This is a genomic window from Nocardiopsis potens DSM 45234, assembly GCF_000341105.1.
In the GTDB taxonomy this organism is placed as follows: domain Bacteria; phylum Actinomycetota; class Actinomycetes; order Streptosporangiales; family Streptosporangiaceae; genus Nocardiopsis_A; species Nocardiopsis_A potens.
The window spans coordinates 110,207-128,948 of the sequence record NZ_ANBB01000022.1 but is presented as its reverse complement, the minus strand read 5'-3'; the positions used below and the strand labels follow the sequence as shown (position 1 = coordinate 128,948).

The following is an 18,742-nucleotide window of genomic DNA, read 5'->3' as shown; positions in this document are numbered from 1 at the left end:
AGCCGTCAAGATCACCGGCGGTCAGAGCGGGGCGAGCTCCGTGCCGCACAACTCGGCGAGCAGGGCGGAGACCTCCTCGGGGGCCTCGACCGGGAGCATGTGGCCGGCCCGCTGCACCGTGTGCGCCCGGGCGCCGGGCAGGGCGCGGCACAGCTCCCGGACGCGGTCCGGGGCGGTCATCCGGTCGTGCCCGCCGGCCAGCACGGTGACCGGGACGCGGTGCAGCGCGTCCAGCCGCCCCCGGGAATCGTGCCGGATCAGCGCGGCGTGGCACTCGCCGAGCACCCGGGCCGGCGCGGCGTGCAGCTGCTGGGCGCAGGCGGCCACGTCCGCGACCCGGGCGTCCGGGCCGAAGAAGCCGCGCCGGACCGCCGCCCGCCAGAGCCCGGAGTGCGGGGCGGCGAGCCGGCGCACCGCCCCCACCGGCCCCGGGAGCGTCCGCAGCGCCCACATCGCCGCCCCGCCGGCCCGCTCGGCGAGCGGGGACTCCGGGTCGGCGGAGCCCGGGCCGCCGGCGGTCGCGGCGGCCAGCAGCACCCCGGCCACCCGGTCGCCGAACAGCTCCGGGCGGGCCGCGGCCAGCGCGGTCGCGGCCGCCCCGCCCAGCGAGTGCCCGCCCAGCACCACCGGCCCCTCCGCCGCGGCCTCCGCGACCACCAGGGCCAGGTCCTCGGCGAGCAGGTCCATGGTGATCGGCGCGGTCCCCCGACCGGACCCGCCGTGCCCGCGCTGGTCCCAGCGGACCACGCGGAGGGCGCCGCCGCTCCCCGAGGCCAGCCGCGACGCCTGCGCGGACCAGATATCGGAGGTGAACCCCCAGCCGTGCGCCAGCACCACGGTGCGCCGGGCCCGCTCGGGGCCGCGTACGTGCACGCGCAGTTCGGCCCCGTCGGGGGTGCGGAGGGTCTCGGTGCGGTCGGCGGCATGGCGCAGGTGGGTCATGGGGCCTCGCAGCAAGGGGGTGGGGGGAGGGCGGCGGACCGGGGCGGCGGGGCGGCGCGCGCCGCCCCGCTCTGGTTCTCCCCGGTTCTTCCCGGTTTCTCCCGCTATTCCCCGGCGGTTTCCGGGGTCCGGGCGGCGCCGGCCGCGGCGGAGGCCGGGGCCGGGGCGGCCGGGGTGATCGGCAGGCTCCGGGTGAAGCGCAGCTCGGCGAAGGCCCCGGCGGGCACCGCCGGGTCGCGCGGGTGCACCGGGGCCACCGAGCGGTACGGGGCGCCCTGCTCGGGGCGGGGGTCCGGCTCGCCGCTGTTCGGCCAGAAGGACATCGCCCGCTCGGCCTGGGCGGTGATGGTCAGCGACGGGTTCACCCCGAGGTTGGCCGAGACCGCCGAGCCGTCCACCACGTGGATCCCGGGGTGCCCGTAGAGCCGGTGGTAGGGGTCGATCACCCCGTCCTCGGGGCCCGCGCCGATCGGGCAGCCGCCGAGGAAGTGCGCGGTCAGCGGGATGTCGAAGACCTCGCCGACGGTCCCGCCCGGGAAGCCGTCGATCTTCTCGGCCAGCCGGCGCAGCACCTCCTGGCCCTGCGGGATCCAGGTCGGGTTGGGCTCGCCGTGGCCCTGCCGGGAGGTGAGCACCCGGCGGCCCAGTGCCCCGCGCCGGGTGTAGGTGGTCAGCGAGTTGTCCAGGGACTGCATGACCAGGCCGATGATGGCCCGCTCGGAGAACCGGCGCACCGACAGGCTGCGCGCGAAGACGTAGGGGTGGCGGGCGGCCTCGCCGAGGAAGCGCAGCCAGCGCGGCACCCGGCCGCCGCCGGGGACCTGGATGGTGGCCAGCATCCCCATCGCGTTGGAGCCCTTGCCGTAGCGGACCGGCTCGACGTGGGTGTGCCCGTCGGGGTGGATGGAGGAGGTGATCGCCACGCCGCGGGAGAAGTCCTCCGGCGGGTCGATGTGCCGGGTCATCGCGCCGCCCAGGGACTCGGAGTTGGTCCGGGTGAGCGAGCCGAGCCGGGCCGACAGCCGGGGGAGCAGCCCGGTGTCGCGCATCCGGTGCAGCAGGTTCTGCGTGCCCCAGGTCCCGGCGGCGACCACCACCTGGCGGGCGGTGAAGGTGCGGGCGTTGCGGCGGACCCGCCGGGCGCCGGTGGCCAGGGTGTCCACCGCGTAGCCGCCGCCGGCGGAGGCGGGCCGCTCCCGGAGGCGCTCCACCGTGGTCATCGGGTGGATCTCGGCCCCGTTCCGCTCGGCGAGGTAGAGGTAGTTCTCGGTGAGCATGTTCTTGGCGCCGTGCCGGCAGCCGGTCATGCACTCGCCGCACTCGGTGCAGGCCCGCCGGTCGGGCCCGGCGCCGCCGAAGTAGGGGTCCCCGCCGGAGCGGCCGGGCGCGGCGGGGCACGACCCGTCGGCGTCGCGGCCGTCGCCGAAGTAGACGCCCACCGGGGCGAGGTGGAAGGAGTCCCCCACGCCCATGTCCTCGGCGACCGCCTTGAGGTGCACGTCGGAGGGGGTCATGGTGGGGTTGGTGCGCACCCCCAGCATCCGCTTGGCCTGGTCGTAGTAGGGGCCGAGCTCGCGGCGCCAGTCGGTGATGCCGCGCCACTGCGGGTCGTCGTAGAAGTCGTCCAGCGGCTCGTAGAGGGTGTTGGCGTAGTTCAGCGAGCCGCCGCCGACGCCCGCCCCGGCCAGGATCATCACGTCGCGCAGCAGGTGGATGCGCTGGATGCCGTAGAGGCCGAGGTGCGGGGCCCAGATGAAGTTCTTCAGGTCCCAGGAGGTCTCCGGCAGCGTCTCGGGCGTGTGGCGCCGGCCGGCCTCCAGGACGCCGACCCGGTATCCCTTCTCGGTGAGCCGCAGCGCACTGACCGATCCGCCGAAGCCCGAGCCGACCACCACGACGTCGTAGTCGAAGGGGTCTCCATCGGTGCTCGGGGCGGGGGCTGCGGACGGGCCGGCGGGAGGCGCGGATTCAGAAGCCACAGGGGGGCACCTTTTCTGCGTCCGGGGAGGTCGCCTCGGCGTGACCGCTCTGTTGCACGGGGAGGCGAATCAACCACTTGGAAACGTGACATTAACTATTGTAATCTTCCTCACTACCCCCGAGTAGGCGTGGTCCATGTAACACGCGAGGCGATGTCCGGCGCAAGGTCCCCGATCCCCTGCCACGCCGTCCCAGAGCGGCGAGAGACTCAGGAGCAACCCCCATGCCCGACCAGCCGATCGAAGAGACCCCGGCCGAGGAGGCCCCCGACGGCGGGACCCGGTGGCGCAAGTTCGGCATCGCCGTCCTCCCCGGCCTCGGGGCGGCGGCGATCCTCGGACTGATGACCACCCAGGGACTGCTGGCCGCCTCCTTCGCGGTCTCCGGAGACAGCTTCAAGATGTCCGCCTCCTCCCTGGAGGGCGAGGGCTTCACCCAGTACGGCGACGTCGCCACCTCGGTGGACGACAGCTCCCGGCCGGTCGGGCTCTCCACGGTCGACAGCGCCGAGCTCACCGACATGTGCATGTCGGTGCTGATGCCGCTGCCCATCGGGGAGGCGACGCTGCTGATCAACGCCGGCGGCGAGCGGCCGGTGGAGGGCAGCAACCTCACCCTGGACATCGAGCAGCTGCAGGGGAACGCCGAGTTCTCCCAGATCGAGATCGGCCGCGACGCCAGCACCCTGGACAAGGCCGAGGGCGGCGCCGGCCCGGCCGGCGGCTTCGGGCTGCAGGCCGACACCATCAGCGTGCAGGACCCGGAGATCACCTCCTGGGCGGTGAACGCCGGCACGCTCAAGCTCAGCGGGCTCACCCTGGCGCTCAAGCCCGGTGACCACGAGTGCTTCTGACCCATGGCCGATGACAGCACCGCGCGCCGCGGCCCGCTGCGCGCCTTCCGCGACTGGCGGCGGAGCCGCCCCTTCTGGGGCGGCCTGCTGCTCATCATCGCCGCGGTGGAGATGCTCGTCGCCCCGTCGGCGCAGAGCCTGATCCTCCCGCTCAACCTGGTGATCTACGCGGGCATCGCGGGCATCTCCGTCTACCTGGTCAGCCTGCTGCTGATCGCACTGGGCCTGCTGGTCTGGGTGCAGCCGCAGCAGCGGATGTTCTACGGCGTGGTGGGCACCCTGCTCTCGATCGCCTCGTTCGTCACGGCGAACTTCGGCGGCTTCGTGATCGGGATGCTGCTCGGCATCGTGGGCGGGGCGCTGGTCTTCTCCTGGGAGCCGGCCCGGCCGCGGGGCGGCCGGCGCCGGGCGCGCCGCCCGCGCGGGACCGGAGCCGAAGGGGCCGGGGCGGACGGCGAGGGCGGCCGGCCGCGCGCCCTGGCGGCGGCGCCGATCGCGCTGCTGCTGGTGCTGCCCGCGGCCGCGCCGGCCGACTTCCGCTGGCCGTGGGACGACTGGTTCGGCGGCGGCGGTGACGGCGAGGAGAGCGCCCCCGCCGACCCCGGCGCCTCGCCCAGCCCGTCGCCTTCGCCCTCCCCGTCCGCCTCGGAGCGGCCCGGCGGACCGGGGGAGGAGCCGGGCGGCGGGGACCCGGAGGAAGGGGGCGGAGAAGAGCCCGGGGAGGAGCGGGAGGAGTCGGAGGAGCCCGGCGACGTTCCCGCGGACGGCGCCGACCCCGCCGAGTGCGAGCTGCGCACCGGCGAGGAGTCGGTCGCCGCCGGAGAGGAGGAGCTCCTCGACGCGGTGCGGGCCTGCCAGGCGGCCCGGGAGGCCGGGGAGTCCCCCGAGGTACCGGTGGTCCAGGGGGAGGACGGCCCGTTCACCGCCTCCGACGCCGAGTCCGGCCTCACCGCGGAGTGGCTGACCATGCGCGGCGCCCGGTTCGGCGGCGTGGTGGAGTACCCCGCGAGCAGCGGCCCCGAGCGCTACCTGCGCATCGTGATGACCGAGGGCGACGTGACCGACGGCGAGCTGTGGTGGCGGCACGGGGAGTCCCGGGCCTCGCTGGCGCTGCCCTCGATGAACCTCTCCGGCACCGACGGCGGCGACATCGTCATGCACGTCCGGTCGCTGACCATCACCATCCTCGGCATCCCCATCACCTTCACCCCCGACTTCCCGCCGCCGCTGCTGCCCTCGCACATCCCGGTGCCCAACGTCGACGTCTCCCGCCCGGTGGCCGAGGCCGACCACCTGGCGGTGGAGGGCCTCGACCTCAGAGCCGACAGCGAGGGCTGAACCGGCCCGCCCCGATGGTCCCGGCGGCGGCCCGGGGCACCGGTAGGGAGAGAGGACGGAACGGGGCGGGCCCCGGCGCCCGGGCGGAACCTCTCCGCACCGGGGCCGGGGCCCGCCCTCGGCGGAAGCCCTCCGGGCCGCGGTTCCTCCGCCCGCCGCCGTCCTCGGCGGTGGCCCTTCGGGCCGCCGGTCAGCGGGCCGGGGAGCCGGCCGGTTCGGCCGCCTCCTCGGCCGGGTGCTCGGCCTGCGGCAGCAGCCGGCTCGGCGTCCCCACGTAGGACACGTACAGCGCGTCGCGGGCCCGGGTGCAGGCGACGAAGAGCAGGTTCCGCTCGTGCTGGTGCACCTGCTCCAGCGCGACCGGGTCGCCCTCCGCGGAGTCGATGGCGGCCTTGGGCGGCAGCAGCGGGTCGCTGATCCCGACCAGGGCCACGCAGCGGAACTCCTGCCCCTTCAGCTTGTGCATGGTGCCCACCCGGACGCCGGAGCGGTCACCGGGGGCGTCCAGCGGAGCCGTCGGGATGCCGCGCGCCTGCAGCTCCTTGGTCACGTGCCGGACCACCCACTGGTTGCGCGCCGCGACGGCGACCGAGGACGGCGCCACCCCGGCCTCCAGCCAGACCCGCACCCACTCGCCGAGCGCGCTCCGCTCCTCGTTCCGGTCCCGGCAGCCGCGCAGCACCGGCTCCGGGCCGTGCAGCAGGGAGCGGTACCCGGCCAGGGTGTCGGCGTCGTCGTCGAGGCCGACCGCGGAGTGCCGGGCCAGGATGGGCATCGCCCAGCTCAGGATCTCCTGGCTGACCCGGTAGCTGATCCGCAACCGGTGGCCGCGGCCGCGCACGTTGATGCCGAGCGAGGCCAGCGACACCCGGTTGTCCGAGATGCGCTGGTGCGGGTCGCCGACGATGAACAGGTCGTCGGGGCCGACGGGCACGGCGGCGCGCAGCATCCGCCACTGCGCCGGGTGCAGGTCCTGCGCCTCGTCCACCACGACGTGCCGGTACCGCGCCCCGGTGCGGCGCAGGTGCTCGGCGGCGTGCGCGGCGATCTGCGGGTAGGACCACTCGCCGGAGACCCGCATCGCCGCGGTGTAGCGCTGGATCGCGTCCCACACCTGCGGCCTGTGCTCCGGTGCCAGGTGCAGCAGGCGCCCGCTGCGCTCGCAGCGGATGTAGTCGGCGGCACTGGTGAAGTCGTGCGCCAGGACGACCTGCTCCCACTCGTCGACCAGGAAGCGGCCGGAGTAGGGCAGCCCCTCCGCCGAGGCCGCCTCCCGCCAGCGCTCGCTGAGCGCCTCCTTGCCGAGCGCGTCCGGGATCAGCCCGGTGTGCTCGTAGACCACGCTGCGGGCCAGGCTGTCGATGGTGATCACCTGCACCCGGGAGCGCACGTCCGGCTCGGGGACGAGCCGGTCCAGGTGGCCGGAGAGGGTCTGGGCGAGCAGCCGGTTGTAGGTGGTGAGCAGCACCGACGGGCGGGTGTCGCCGGGGTGCTCGGCGGCGTCCCGGGCGGCCAGGTGCGCGGCGCGGTGCAGTGCGAGAACGGTCTTCCCGGTGCCGGGGCCGCCGGTGATCTGCGCCGATCCGGCGAACCGCGCGTCGACGATGCGGTGCTGGTTGGGGTGGAGGGTGATCTGCCATTCGTCGAAGGACTTGCCGAGGTGGGCGGAGAGCTCGTCGGGGCCGGTGACCCGGGGCGCGCCGGCCGGCGGCGCGCTGCCGGAGAACAGCTCGGCGCTGGACTGCGGCGGGACGAAGGCGGAGCCGCCCGGCTCCGCGGAGACCTCGCGGGCCAGGGCCAGCGCGTCGTCGCTGCGCCGGATCGCCACCAGGCAGCGGCCGTCGCCCGGGCCGGGAGCGACCACGCCGGCCCACTCCGGGCCGATGCGCAGCAGCCGGACCCGGTGGTCGGCCAGGTCCGGGACGGTCTCCAGGCGGGTTTCGTCGCCGTCCATGAAGGCCTGCACGACGGTCAGAGCGGCGCCGCGCACGCCGGGGTCGAGGCGGGAGAAGTCGGAGAGGAAGGTCGGAGAGATCGCGAGCTTGGGCACGTCCTGCTGTCCTCCGGTCGCCTAGGAGAAGGTGAAGGGGGGTGGACGGTCGTGGGCCGACCTGCGGTTTCGTTAGAGACATGCTCGCGGCGGAATTCCGGCAAACGCCGTGCGGAGGGCGATTCCGCTGCTTTCCCGAACCTTGGGGATGTGCATCGTCTTCGCAGGTCACGGCGGTCTTTTCGGGGGTGTTTTCGAACCCCCTCCGAAGATCTTTCCGGGGCCTTTTGCGACCTGCGGTTCTGCGCGGAGGATAGATGTCCTAAACCGTGGTAACAAGCGGTCCGAAACCGGAGAACCGGGGCCGGTGGGCCGGTCGATACCGCTGGTCGAAGAGGTGGCGGGGGAGGAGCGCGCGACACGGGTTTCGGCCGGTGCCGCCCGCCCGCCGACCGCGGTGCCCTCGGTGCGGCGGCCCGGGTCCGCCCCCCCGGGTCCGAACGGGGCCGGGGAGAGCGGGGCCGGAGCGGAGCACGGGGGCTGAGCACAGGGGCGGAGCGCGGGGCGACCCGGATCACGCCGGGGCCGGTGCGGGGCGCGTGCGGGCGTCGGCGAGACTGGACCCGGCCGGTCCGCACCCCTCCGGAGCCGGCCGCCCTTCCGGACCGAACCGACCAGGAGCCCTGCATGTCCTCCTCCGCCCCCGCCGCACCGCGGCAGCGCACCGCGCCGGTGCTCACCGCCTTCCGGATCATCGCCGTCATCGAGGCGGCCACCTGGGTCGGGCTGCTGATCGGGATGTTCTTCAAGTACGTGGTGGTGGGCGACGAGATCGGGGTGAAGATCTTCGGGCCGCTGCACGGCGTGGCGTTCATCGTCTACGTGGTCGTCGCGGCGGCCGCCTGGTACCGCCTCCGCTGGGGCCTGTGGACCGGCCTCCTCGCCCTGGCCGCGAGCGTCCCCCCGCTGGGCACCGTCGTGTTCGAGCGGGTGGCCGGCGCCCGCGGCCTGCTGGACGCCCGGGCCGGAGAGGAGCGGGCGGCGCCGGTCGGCGGCTGACCGGCGCCGGCGGCGCGGCGGAGGGGATACGCCTTTCCGGGGGTTCCGGCTAGGGTGAATCACAGCAGAGCGCACACGGGCGGGGGAGCAGTGGAGTACCGAGAACCCAACGGGCGGATGCGGGCCTCCGACGCCGACCGGGAGCGGGTCGCGGGCATCCTCCGGGAGGCCGCGGCCGCCGGCCGGATCACCCTGGAGGAGCTCCAGGAGCGGCTGGACGCGACGTTCGCCGCCCGCACCTACGACGACCTGGCGCCGCTCACCGCCGACCTGCCCGCGGAGCCCGCCTCCCGCGCCCCCTCCCGGGGCGGTGCCGCCCCGGCACCCCGTCCCGAGGAGGAGCCCTTGGTGCTCCGGGCCAAGGTCGGCAGCGTGGTGCGCCGCGGGCACTGGACGGTTCCGCGCAGGATCCGGGTCTCCAACCCGATGGGCTCCACCGTGCTGGACTTCCGCTCGGCCGAGCTGCCCGACGGGCCGGTCGACGTCGACCTGGCCACCTCCTGGGGGGAGACCCGGCTGGTGCTGCCGGACGGCGCGACCGCCGAGATCCGGGTCAACTCCTCCTGGTTCGGCCTGGTCGACAGCCGGGTCCCGGAGACCCCGGCGCCCCCGGCGCCGCACTTCACCGTCCACGGCGACATGCGCGGCGGCTCGCTCAAGGTCCGCTACAAGATGCGCCTGGAAGAGATGTTCGGCCTGCACGACTGATCCCGGCCGCACGGCCCGGCGCCGCCCGCCGCGATCCCGCCCCCGCGGAACAGAGCGGACCGGCGGTGCCGGAAGGCGGGCGCCCGGTGCCCGGACCCGCCCGGTCGTGCGGCTCCCGCCCTGCCGGGGGCGGGGGATGCGGAGAGACCGGAGAGCGGTCCGCCGCCCCTCCGGCTCAGCCCCCCGGGTTCAGGGCGCTGCGGTACCAGCCGTCCCGGGCGGCGAGCTCGGCCGGGGAGCCCTGCTGGAGCACGCGGCCCTCGGAGAGGACGTAGACCCGGTCGACTCGGTCCAGGCCGGCCAGGTCGTGGGTGATCAGCAGGGTCGAGCAGCCCTCCGCGGCGTCCAGCAGGTCGGCCACCACGGCGTCCCGGGTGTCCGGGTCCAGGTGGGCGGTGGGCTCGTCCAGCACGAGCACCTGAGGCGCGGCGAGCAGGGCGCGGGCCAGCGCCAGCCGCTGCCGCATGCCGCCGCTGAGCCGGGCGCCGTGCACGCCGACCTCGGTGTCCAGGCCCTCCGGCATCGCCTCCGCGTCGCCGTCCAGCCGGGCCCGGCGCAGCGCCTCCCACAGCTCCCCGTCCTCGGCCTCGGGCCGGGCCAGCCGGAGGTTCTCCCGCAGCGTGCTGGTGAACACGTGCGGGTCCTGCGGGACCCCGCCGACGACCCGGCGCACCTCGTCCCGGGGGTAGCCGGTGACGTCCTCGCCGCCCAGCTCCACGGTGCCCCCGTCCGGGTCGCGGAACCGGAACAGCACCTCGGCCAGGGTGCTCTTGCCCGCGCCGCTGGGGCCCAGCACGGCGACCTTCTCCCCGGGGCGGACGTCGATGTCGATCCCGTGCAGCGCCCACGGCTCCTCCGGCCCGTAGCGCACCCTGAGGCCGCGGATCCGCAGCTCGGCGGGGAGCGCCTCGGGCAGGGAGCGCTCCTCCTCCGGCTCGCGCACCAGGGACGGCGTGTCCAGCACCCCGAACAGCCGCTCGCCGGAGGCGCGCATCGCCCCCAGCCGCGCCGCCACCGCGGGCAGCGGCGCCACGATCTCGAACGCGGCCAGCGTGGTCAGCACCAGCACCGCGAACGGCACCGGGCCCAGCGTCCCGCCCTGCACCGCGGCGACCCCCAGGAGCAGCGAGCCCCACACGGTCAGCCCGGTGATCAGCGCGGTGGCCCCGGCGCCGAAGCCGAGCAGCCCGGCGTCGCGGCGGGCCACCCGGGTCAGCTCCGCGTCGGCCTCCTCCACCCGGCGCACCGCCCGGTCCATGGCGCCGTAGGCGATCAGGTCGGGGGCGCCGTGCAGGGCGTCCACCAGCGAGGTGGACAGGGCGCCGCGGGCCTCGGCCTGGCGCCGGCCCGGCCCCTTGCCCAGGGCCGCCGCGGCCAGCGGGACGGCGAGCCCGGCGAGCAGCAGCCCGGCGGCGAGCAGGGCGCCGCCGGGGGCCAGCAGCGCGGTGCACACCGCGACGGCGGCGCCGCCGGTGACCACCGCGACCAGCGGCGGGGTGAGGCCGCGGATCAGCAGGTCCTGGGTGGCCTCGGTGTCGTTGACCAGCCGGGAGACCAGGTCGCCGGAGCGGAACCGGCGGATCGGCTCGGTCCGCGCCAGCCGCTCGTAGACCCGCACCCGGACGTCGGCCAGGGTGCGGAACGCCGCGTCGTGGGTGACCAGCCGCTCCAGGTAGCGGGTCAGGCCGCGGGTGACGCCCAGCGCCCTGGTCGCCACGATCGCCACGCTCAGCGCGGTGATCGGCGGGTGCTGGGCGGCCATGGCCAGCAGCCAGGCCGACACCCCGAGCAGCGCCACCCCGGATCCGGTGGCCGCGCCGCCCAGCAGCACCCCCAGCGCGAACCGCGAACCGCGCGGCCAGGCCAGCATGATCATCCGCCGCAGCGGGTCCCGGCCGCGGCCGGCGGGGATCGGGCCGGTTCCGGTCTCCGCGCCGTCCGGCAGGGTCGCCGGGCCGGTGCCCTGCGCGCTCATCGCGCCTCCGTTCGGATCGGGCCGGTCGTGGTCATCGGGCGGCCTCCGTGGCGATCCGGCCGGCGCGCACCTCGACCACCTCGTCGACCACCGACGCCCAGCCGGTGTCGTGCGCGACGACCAGGGCGGTGCGGTCGCGCAGCAGGCGCCGGACCGCGCGCCGCACCGCGGCGGCGCTCTCCGGGTCCAGGTGGGCGGTGGGCTCGTCGAGCAGCACCACCGGCGCGTCCCGCAGGAACGCGCGGGCCAGCGCGATCCGCTGCCGCTGGCCGGCGGAGAGCCGGGTGCCGCGCTCGCCGAGCCGGGTGCGGTAGCCGTCCGGCAGCTCCCGGACGAACCCGTCGGCCTCGGCCAGCTCGGCGGCCCGGCGGACCGCCTCGTCGCCGGCGTCGGGCGCGCCCAGCCGGATGTTGTCGGCGACGGTGTCGTCGAAGAGGTAGGGGTGCTGCGGCACCCAGGCGATCCGCCGCCGCCACTCGTCCGGCGCGACCTCGGCGGCCGGCACCGGGCCGTCCGGGGCGAGGGCGCAGACCCGCCCCTCGGTGGGCTCGTTGAACCGGAGCAGCAGGGAGAGCAGCGAGGTCTTCCCGGAGCCGCTGGGGCCGGTGATCAGCACCCGGCGGCCGGCCGGGACCTCCAGGTCGATCCCGTGCAGCGCGGGGTCATCGCGCCCGGGGTAGGTCAGCCCGGCGCGCTCGAAGCGGACGCCGAGCGCGGCGCCGGGGAGGGGGCGGGCGGGGCTCTCGGATCCGGGCCGGGGCGCGGCCGCCGGGCGGCGGTCCAGCTCCTCGAAGACCTGCTGCGCCGCGGCGACCCCCTCCATGCTGGCGTGGAACCGGGCGCCGACCTCGCGCAGCGGCAGGTAGGCCTCCGGGGCGAGGATCAGCACCAGCAGCGCGGTCTCGTAGTCGAGCACGCCGTACATCAGCCGGATGCCGATCTCCACCGCGACCAGGGCCACGGCCAGGGTGGCCAGCAGCTCCAGCACGAACGCGGAGAGGAAGGCGATGCGCAGCGTCGCCATGGTGCTGCGGCGCTGCTCGCCGGTGATCCGGCGGATGACCGCGGCCTGCGCCTTGGCCCGGCGGAACACCGCCAGCGTGGGCAGCCCCTCCACCACGTCCAGGAAGTGCCCGCCCAGCCGGTTGAGCAGCCGCCACCGGCGCTCGGTGCGGGCCTGGGTGTGCCACCCCACCAGCGCCATGAAGACCGGGATCAGCGGGACGGTGACGGCGATGACCAGGGCGGAGATCCAGTCCGCCCCGGCCACCACCACGAGCACGGCGATCGGGACGAGCACGGCCAGGACGAGCTGAGGAAGATACCGGGCGAAGTAGTCATCCAGAGCATCGAGGCCACGCGTGGCGAGGGTGACCAGTTCACCGGCCGTACCCGCCCCGCCGGAACCGGTCCGCCCTGACGATCGGACCGCTTCCGGGTCCGGGGGAGGCGAGGCCCCCGGAGAGCCGCCCGGCTCCGCGCCGACCCCGGTGACGTGGGCGACGAGGCGGCGGCGGAGTTGGGACTTCGCGCGCGCCGCGGAGCGCAGGGCGGCCGTCTCGGCGCCGTAGGACAGCGCCGCCCGGGCGACCGCGACCGCGGCGACGGCCGCGATCGCCCAGGACAGTTCGTCGAGTCCCGCACCGCCGGCGGCGCCGGCGATGGTGTGCGCGAGCAGCCACGCCTGGGCCAGCACCAGCCCGGTGACGGCCAGGCCGGAGGCCGCGGTCACGGCCAGGTGGACCCGCACGGCGCTCGCCGTGCGGACCAGGCGCGGATCGAGAGGGCGCATGGGGCTCCGTTCCCTGATTCCCGGGTGCGTTCAGCCGGTCGGGGCGGCCGGCGCGGTGCCGCTCCCGGTTCCCCCACCGCCACCATAAGCGGGGACCGGCTCGATCTGCTCCCGGGTCACGCGCTTGCGGAAGACCCAGTAGGTCCACGCCTGGTAGCCCAGCACCAGCGGGAGGAAGACCACGGCCACCCAGGACATCACGGTGAGGGTGTACGGCGCCGAGGACGCGTTCTGCACGGTCAGGCTGTACGCCGGGTCGATGGTGGAGGGCAGCACGTTCGGGAAGAGCGACCCGAACAGCAGCACCGATGCGGCCCCGATGGCCACCGCGGTCGCGGTGAAGGAGAGCCCTTCCCGGCCGCGCAGCGCCAGCAGCACGCCCAGCGCCAGCGCGACCGCGGCGATGGCCGCCACCGGCCAGGTCCAGGCCTTGCCGTGGGCCAGCTGGGTCCAGAGCAGGAACGCGGCCCCGGCGGGCAGGGCCGCGAAGGAGATCCGCACCGCGGCCCGGCGCGCCGCCGAGCGGACCGGGTCGCCGGTCTTGAGGCTGAGGAACACCGCGCCGTGCAGTGCGAACAGCGACACCGTGGTGGCCCCGCCGAGCAGCGCGTAGGGGTTGAACAGGTGGAGCAGGCCGGCGGCGAGGATCTGGTCGGCGTCCACCGGCACGCCCCGGACGATGTTGGCGAAGGCGACGCCCCACAGGAAGGCGGGCACCGCGCTGCCCCAGAAGATCGCCTTGTCCCAGCCGGCGCGCCAGCGGTCGGTGTCGACCTTGGCCCGGTACTCGAAGGCGACGCCGCGGGCGATCAGCGCCAGCAGGATGAGCAGCAGTGGCAGGTAGAAGCCGCTGAACAGGGTGGCGTACCAGGCGGGGAAGGCGGCGAACATGGCGCCGCCGGCGGTGATCACCCACACCTCGTTGCCGTCCCAGACCGGGCCGATCGCGTTGATCATCACCCGGCGGTCGACGTTCTTCCGCCCGATGAAGGGCAGCAGCATCCCGACCCCGAAGTCGAACCCCTCCAGGATGAAGTAGCCGGTCCACAGGACCGCGATGGCGATGAACCAGATGGTCGCGAGATCCATTGCTGCGGTCTCCTCAGTAGGCGAAGGCGGGGACGGAGGCGTCGTCGCCGGAGCCGTCCTCGTCGAGGTCGGGGACGACGTGGGTGGGGCCGGCCTTGACGTAGCGCCACAGCAGGCCCGCCTCGATGACCGCGAGCGTCCCGTAGACCAGGGTGAACACGGTGAGCGAGAAGGCGACCTGGCCCAGGCTCACCCCGGGGGAGACGCTCTGCGCGGTGAGCAGCTCGCCGTGGACCGTCCACGGCTGCCGGCCCATCTCGGTGAGGACCCAGCCGAAGATGTTGGCGCTCAGCGCGGCGGGCAGCGCGGCGATCGCGGCGTAGTAGAACCAGCGGCTCTTCGGCAGCCGGCGGCCGCGGGTCAGCCACAGGCCCAGCAGCGAGACCGCGACGCCGGCCAGCCCCAGGCCGATCATCAGCCGGAACGACCAGTACATGACGAACACGTTGGGGATGTAGTCCACCTCGCCGTACTCGGCGTACTGCTCCTCGTACTTCGCCTGGAGGTCGTTCATCCCCTCGACCGTGCCGTCGATCTTCCCGGTGGCCAGGAAGCTGAGCACGTGCGGGATGGTGAGGTCGATGCTGTTCTCGCCGGCCTCGGTGTCGCCGACGGCGAAGGTGGAGAACGCGGCGCCGTCCTCGGTCTCCCAGTGCGCCTCGGCGGCGGCGAGCTTCATCGGCTCGTACCGCGCGGCGAGCTTGGCCTGGTGGTCGCCGGAGAGGACGACGACCGCGCCGGCGATGAGCGTGACGACCATGCCGGTGCGCAGGGCCTTGCGGAACAGCTCGCCCTCGCCGGCGGACGGGGCGACGCCCTTGTTCCCGGTGTCGCCGTGGTGCCGGGCGCGCCAGAGCTTGAAGGCGCTGACCGCGACCACGAACAGCCCGGCGGTGATGAACGACGCCGAGACCACGTGCAGGTAGGTGGACCAGGCCTGGGTGTTGGAGAGCACCGCCCAGATGTCGGTGAGCCGGGCGCGCCCGGTCTCCGGGTCGACGTCGAAGCCGACCGGGTGCCGCATCCAGGCGTTGGCGGCGAGGATGAAGTAGGCGGACAGGTTGCTCCCGATCGCCACGATCCAGATGCAGGCCAGGTGCAGCCGGCGGGAGAGCCGGTCCCAGCCGAAGATCCACAGCCCGATGAAGGTGGACTCCAGGAAGAAGGCGAGCAGCGCCTCCATCGCCAGCGGGGCACCGAACACGTCGCCGACGAAGCGGGAGTACTCGCTCCAGTTCATGCCGAACTGGAACTCCTGCACGATCCCGGTGACCACGCCCATGGCGAAGTTGATCAGGAAGAGCTTCCCGAAGAACTTGGTGGCCTGGAGGTAGGAGTGCTTCCCCGTCCGGTACCAGGCCGTCTGGAACACGGCGACGATGACCGAGAGGCCGATCGTGAGCGGTACGAACAGGAAGTGGTAGACGGTGGTGATCCCGAACTGCCACCGCGCCAGGTCCAGTGCTTCCATGCGCCTCTCCTGCTGCCGGATCTCGTGCTGCCACGGCGTCGACGAGCCGTAGTACTACAAACTGTAGTGCTACGGCGTGTAGGAGAGCGAGCCCGGGGTGGAAGATCACAGCGGGGCGGTGCGCGGAGCCGGAGCGCGGCGGCCGGCGCCGGGCCGCCTCCGTAACCGGCACGGACCGCTCCGAGCAGCGCGGACACGGGAAAAGGGGAAGGCGGGGCGGGAGGGCGGGGCGCGGTGCGCCGCGGCCGCCGGCCGGTCCGGGGTGACGGGGAACACGCGGGCGGGGCCCGCCCGGCTCAGAGCTCCCCGTCGGGCAGCGCCGGGACCGCCTCGCCGATCGCGTCGCCGACCGCCACCAGCGCCTCGGCCGGCGGCGAGTAGGACGGCGGCACGGTCACCTCCACGTAGGCCTCGCGGCCCAGCGCGGTGTAGGTGGTCGGCCGGTCCGCGGGCTCGGGCAGCCAGGCCACGCCGTTGACCACGGTCAGCTGGGAGTCGGGCCGGTAGGCCTCCGGGCGCTCCACCCCGCAGCGCAGCGCGATGGCCGGGTCACCCCAGGCCGCGACCAGGTCCGACTCCGGCTCGGTGGGGACCTGCCGCTGGCCGAAGATCTCGTCCGGAAGGCCCTCGGCGAGCGCGCCGCAGAGCCGCTCGGCCTCCGGCTCCGGGGAGGGGAGGGGGACCTGGACCGCGCCCGCGGTGCAGCCGGCGAGGAGCAGCAGGGTCGCCGCGGATGCCCCCGCGGCGGCGCGTCGTCTCATCGGTCCTCCAGCCCCTCGGCTCGGCCCGGGGCTCACGGGCCGGCTCAGATCTGCACGATCGGACAGGTCAGCGTGCGCGCGATGCCGTCCAGCCGCTGGATCCGGGCGACCACCAGGCGGCCCAGCTCGTCGATGTCGCCGGCCTCGGCGTGCACGATCACATCGTAGGGGCCCGTCACGTCATCGGCCCGGGTGACGCCGTCGATGCCGCGGATCCGGTCGACCAGGTCGCCGGCGAGCCCGGCGTCGGTCTGCACGAGAACATAGGCCTGCACCATGGTGGAACCCTCCCAGGGAACTACGGATGCCGCGGCGGCACGGTACCGCCCGGCGGGGGAACGCGCGCGGGTCCAGACCAGTGCGCCAGGCCGACACCGTACCCTGTTGCCCGTGGCGAGCACGATTGGGGACCTGGGCGAATTCGGGCTGATCGCACGCGTGACGGCCAGATTCCCCGAGACGGACGATGTAATCCTCGGACCCGGGGACGACGCCGCCGTCGTCGGCGCCCCCGACCGGCGCGTGGTGGCGACCATGGACGTCCTGGTGGAGGGGGCCCACTTCCGCCGGGACTGGTCGGCCGCGCGCGACGTCGGGCACAAGGCGGTCGCGCAGAACTGCGCCGACGTCGAGGCGATGGGCGCCCGCCCCACCGCGCTCCTCATCGGCCTGGCCGTCCCCCCCGACCTGCCGGTCGACTGGGCCGACGGGTTCGCCGAAGGGGTGCGCGCCGAGTGCGCGGCGGCCGGCGCCGCGGTGGCCGGCGGGGACACCGTGCGCTCCGACCGGATCACGGTCTCCGTCACCGCGCTCGGCTCCCTGGACGGGGGCCGGGCGGTGACCCGCGCGGGCGCCCGGCCGGGGGACGCGGTCGCGGTCGCCGGGACGCTCGGGCTGTCCGCGGCCGGGATGGCGCTGCTCATCGCGGGCGCCGAGGAGGAGGCGGTGGAGAAGGCCGGGGCCCGGGCCGCCCTGGACGAGCACCGCCGCCCCGCCCCGCCCTACGGCGCGGGGCCGCGCGCGGCCCGGGCCGGCGCCACCGCCATGCTCGACGTCAGCGACGGGCTGCTGCAGGACCTCGGGCACATCGCCGCGGCCTCGGGGGTCGCCGTCGACCTGCGCCGCGCGGCCCTCGTCCCGCCTCCGGGGCTGGCCGAGGCCGCCGCGCTGCTGGCCGGATACGGCCACCGCCGGGAGGCCGCCGACTACATGCTGGCCGGGGGAGAGGACCACGCCCTGGCCGCGGCCTTCCCCCCGGAGGCGGTCCCCGAGGGCTGGGCGGTCATCGGCGAGGTCCGGGAAGGCGGGGGCGTCACCGTGGACGGCCGCCCGCCGGCCCGGTCCGGATGGGACCATTTCGGCTGAGGCGCCGCCGTGCCCGGGGCGGACGGCAAACGATGCGTCAGGCTTCTCCAGAGCGCGTTAGCCGGGTCGGGCTTAGGGGGTAAATCACGCTAAGCTGTCGCCCCGTGCCGCCGATGCGGCCACAGGGCATGCGGGCCCGGCGGGCATGGAACAGAGCCGAGAGGGCGCCCCGGCCTCCGGGCCGGGGAGCGAGGCGCGGCCGAGCGGTACGGGAACGGCGCCGACGGGGCGCCCTCCGCTGCGGCTCGGGAAACGGTCGGAAGGCGTTGTATGGGGCGGTCAGAGGCAGCCGGTCGGGGCCGGCGCGGCGCGCACCGGTCCGAGCCGGAGAACTCCGGCCCCCTGGCGACGGTCGGCCACGTCCTGGAGAGCACCGTCCCCAAGCGGGTCCGCCCGCCCCGGCTGCTCAGCGTCCTGATCATCTCCGGGGTGATGATCGGGCTGGTGCTGTTCGGCTACAGCACCACCCAGATCTACCTCCGGTTCAGCGAACCCCCGGTCGACCACGGGGCCGGCCCCGCGCCCGGCGGTGAGCTCGACTCCGCGCCCAGCCCGGACGCGGGCGGGGAGCGGGACGACACCACCTCGCAGACCGGCGCGGAGCAGCCCGGCGAGGAGCCCGGGCAGGACGCCGAGGAGCCGGAGCGGTCCCCGCAGGCCGCCCAGGAGGAGGACGGCGCGGAGGCGCCCGGCGGCGCCGGCGCGGTCAGCTACTCCACGGTCGAGTCCTCGGAGTCCAACTTCACCGGCCGGGTCACCGTCACCAACACCGGCGACGGCGCGATGGACGGCTGGGAGCTGGTGCTCGGCTTCTCCGACGCCACCGTCACCTCGGCCTGGGACGTCGATTGGGAGGCCACCTCCGACGGCGTCGTCGCCCGGCAGCCCTCCTGGTCCGGCGGCATCGCCCCCGGCGAGTCGGTGACGGTGAACTTCACCGCCGAGGGCCCCGCCCAGGAGCCGACCAGCTGCACGCTGAACGGCGCCCCCTGCTCCTAGCGGCCCCCGCAGCGTCGAGACCACCGGTTCCGGGGAACGACGAAAGCGCCGCGCGGCCGTGTCCGGCCGTGCGGCGCTCTGCTGTACTGCCCCGGTGGGCGGGCGGTGCGGCCCGCTCCCGGATCAGTGGTCGACCTTGCCCGCCTTGATGCAGGAGGTGCACACCTTCAGGCGCTTGGGCGTACCGCCCTGCTGGGTGCGCACGGTCTGGATGTTGGGGTTCCAGCGGCGGCGGGTGCGGCGGTGCGAGTGGGAGACACTGTTACCGAACCCTGGGCCCTTGCCGCAGACGTCGCAGACGGAAGCCACGGTAACTCCATTCAAGCGCTCGGGCCCGCATGCGCTCGGCACGCGTTGCTGTGTCGACCCGAGAGAGGTCTGATGATCAAGGCAGGTCGGCGCGGTGCGCCAACCGTGGAA

The 18,742-nt window shown here is 75.1% G+C and carries 16 protein-coding genes; 6 read left to right on the top strand and 10 right to left on the bottom strand.

Annotated features, from left to right (window positions below):
* Positions 1-21 precede the first annotated feature (21 nt).
* Together D459_RS0108760 and D459_RS0108755 are read right to left on the bottom strand one after the other, a co-directional pair.
* Positions 22-942 (bottom strand): alpha/beta fold hydrolase, encoded by a 921-nt coding sequence (locus tag D459_RS0108760; RefSeq protein WP_017592625.1) that lies wholly within the window; start codon positions 940-942, stop codon positions 22-24.
* A gap of 104 nt (positions 943-1,046) precedes the next feature.
* Positions 1,047-2,921: an FAD-dependent oxidoreductase gene (locus tag D459_RS0108755; RefSeq protein ID WP_026120200.1), complete on the bottom strand. Its 1,875-nt coding sequence runs from the start codon at positions 2,919-2,921 to the stop codon at positions 1,047-1,049.
* A 224-nt stretch (positions 2,922-3,145) separates the two neighbouring features.
* Between D459_RS0108755 and D459_RS0108750 the strand changes: the two genes are divergently transcribed.
* Together D459_RS0108750 and D459_RS0108745 are read left to right on the top strand one after the other, a co-directional pair.
* Positions 3,146-3,775, top strand: coding sequence for a DUF6230 family protein (locus D459_RS0108750; RefSeq protein WP_017592623.1), 630 nt, complete (start codon positions 3,146-3,148; stop codon positions 3,773-3,775).
* Between the two features lie 3 nt (positions 3,776-3,778).
* Entirely contained in the window at positions 3,779-5,113 is a 1,335-nt protein-coding gene (locus tag D459_RS0108745) for a DUF6114 domain-containing protein (protein WP_017592622.1), read from the top strand.
* 190 nt (positions 5,114-5,303) lie between these two features.
* Here D459_RS0108745 and D459_RS31145 read toward each other — a convergent pair whose 3' ends face one another.
* Positions 5,304-7,163 carry a UvrD-helicase domain-containing protein gene (locus tag D459_RS31145; protein WP_017592621.1) on the bottom strand — a complete coding sequence of 620 codons (1,860 nt, stop codon included), beginning with the start codon at positions 7,161-7,163 and terminating at the stop codon, positions 5,304-5,306.
* Positions 7,164-7,790: 627 nt separating this feature from the next.
* On the opposite strand from D459_RS31145, the gene D459_RS0108735 reads away from it, so the two are divergent.
* Together D459_RS0108735 and D459_RS0108730 are read left to right on the top strand one after the other, a co-directional pair.
* Entirely contained in the window at positions 7,791-8,162 is a 372-nt protein-coding gene (locus D459_RS0108735) for a DUF3817 domain-containing protein (protein ID WP_017592620.1), read from the top strand.
* Between the two features lie 90 nt (positions 8,163-8,252).
* Positions 8,253-8,870 carry a DUF1707 SHOCT-like domain-containing protein gene (locus tag D459_RS0108730; RefSeq protein WP_086003866.1) on the top strand — a complete coding sequence of 206 codons (618 nt, stop codon included), beginning with the start codon at positions 8,253-8,255 and terminating at the stop codon, positions 8,868-8,870.
* A 175-nt stretch (positions 8,871-9,045) separates the two neighbouring features.
* Here D459_RS0108730 and cydC read toward each other — a convergent pair whose 3' ends face one another.
* From cydC to D459_RS0108700, 6 genes are all read right to left on the bottom strand, one after another.
* Positions 9,046-10,746 (bottom strand): thiol reductant ABC exporter subunit CydC, encoded by a 1,701-nt coding sequence (gene cydC, locus D459_RS0108725; RefSeq protein WP_241484974.1) that lies wholly within the window; start codon positions 10,744-10,746, stop codon positions 9,046-9,048.
* Positions 10,747-10,876: 130 nt separating this feature from the next.
* A complete protein-coding gene (gene cydD / locus D459_RS0108720; protein WP_017592617.1) occupies positions 10,877-12,637 on the bottom strand; it encodes a thiol reductant ABC exporter subunit CydD in 1,761 nt (586 codons plus the stop codon).
* A 30-nt stretch (positions 12,638-12,667) separates the two neighbouring features.
* Positions 12,668-13,726 (bottom strand): cytochrome d ubiquinol oxidase subunit II, encoded by a 1,059-nt coding sequence (gene cydB, locus D459_RS0108715; protein ID WP_017592616.1) that lies wholly within the window; start codon positions 13,724-13,726, stop codon positions 12,668-12,670.
* A gap of 13 nt (positions 13,727-13,739) precedes the next feature.
* Positions 13,740-15,197, bottom strand: coding sequence for a cytochrome ubiquinol oxidase subunit I (locus D459_RS0108710; protein ID WP_017592615.1), 1,458 nt, complete (start codon positions 15,195-15,197; stop codon positions 13,740-13,742).
* 296 nt (positions 15,198-15,493) lie between these two features.
* The gene (locus tag D459_RS0108705) at positions 15,494-15,958 is read right to left on the bottom strand and encodes a DUF3515 domain-containing protein (RefSeq protein WP_017592614.1); all 465 of its coding nucleotides are present in this window, start codon (positions 15,956-15,958) and stop codon (positions 15,494-15,496) included.
* A gap of 44 nt (positions 15,959-16,002) precedes the next feature.
* Entirely contained in the window at positions 16,003-16,236 is a 234-nt protein-coding gene (locus D459_RS0108700; RefSeq protein WP_017592613.1) for an Lrp/AsnC family transcriptional regulator, read from the bottom strand.
* A 112-nt stretch (positions 16,237-16,348) separates the two neighbouring features.
* Between D459_RS0108700 and D459_RS0108695 the strand changes: the two genes are divergently transcribed.
* Positions 16,349-17,323, top strand: a complete 975-nt coding sequence (locus tag D459_RS0108695) for a thiamine-phosphate kinase (RefSeq protein WP_026120198.1) — start codon at positions 16,349-16,351, stop codon at positions 17,321-17,323.
* A gap of 270 nt (positions 17,324-17,593) precedes the next feature.
* Entirely contained in the window at positions 17,594-18,322 is a 729-nt protein-coding gene (locus tag D459_RS0108690; RefSeq protein ID WP_017592611.1) for a cellulose binding domain-containing protein, read from the top strand.
* Positions 18,323-18,445: 123 nt separating this feature from the next.
* Here D459_RS0108690 and rpmB read toward each other — a convergent pair whose 3' ends face one another.
* Positions 18,446-18,631 carry a 50S ribosomal protein L28 gene (gene rpmB / locus D459_RS31140; RefSeq protein ID WP_020380098.1) on the bottom strand — a complete coding sequence of 62 codons (186 nt, stop codon included), beginning with the start codon at positions 18,629-18,631 and terminating at the stop codon, positions 18,446-18,448.
* Positions 18,632-18,742: the final 111 nt, after the last annotated feature.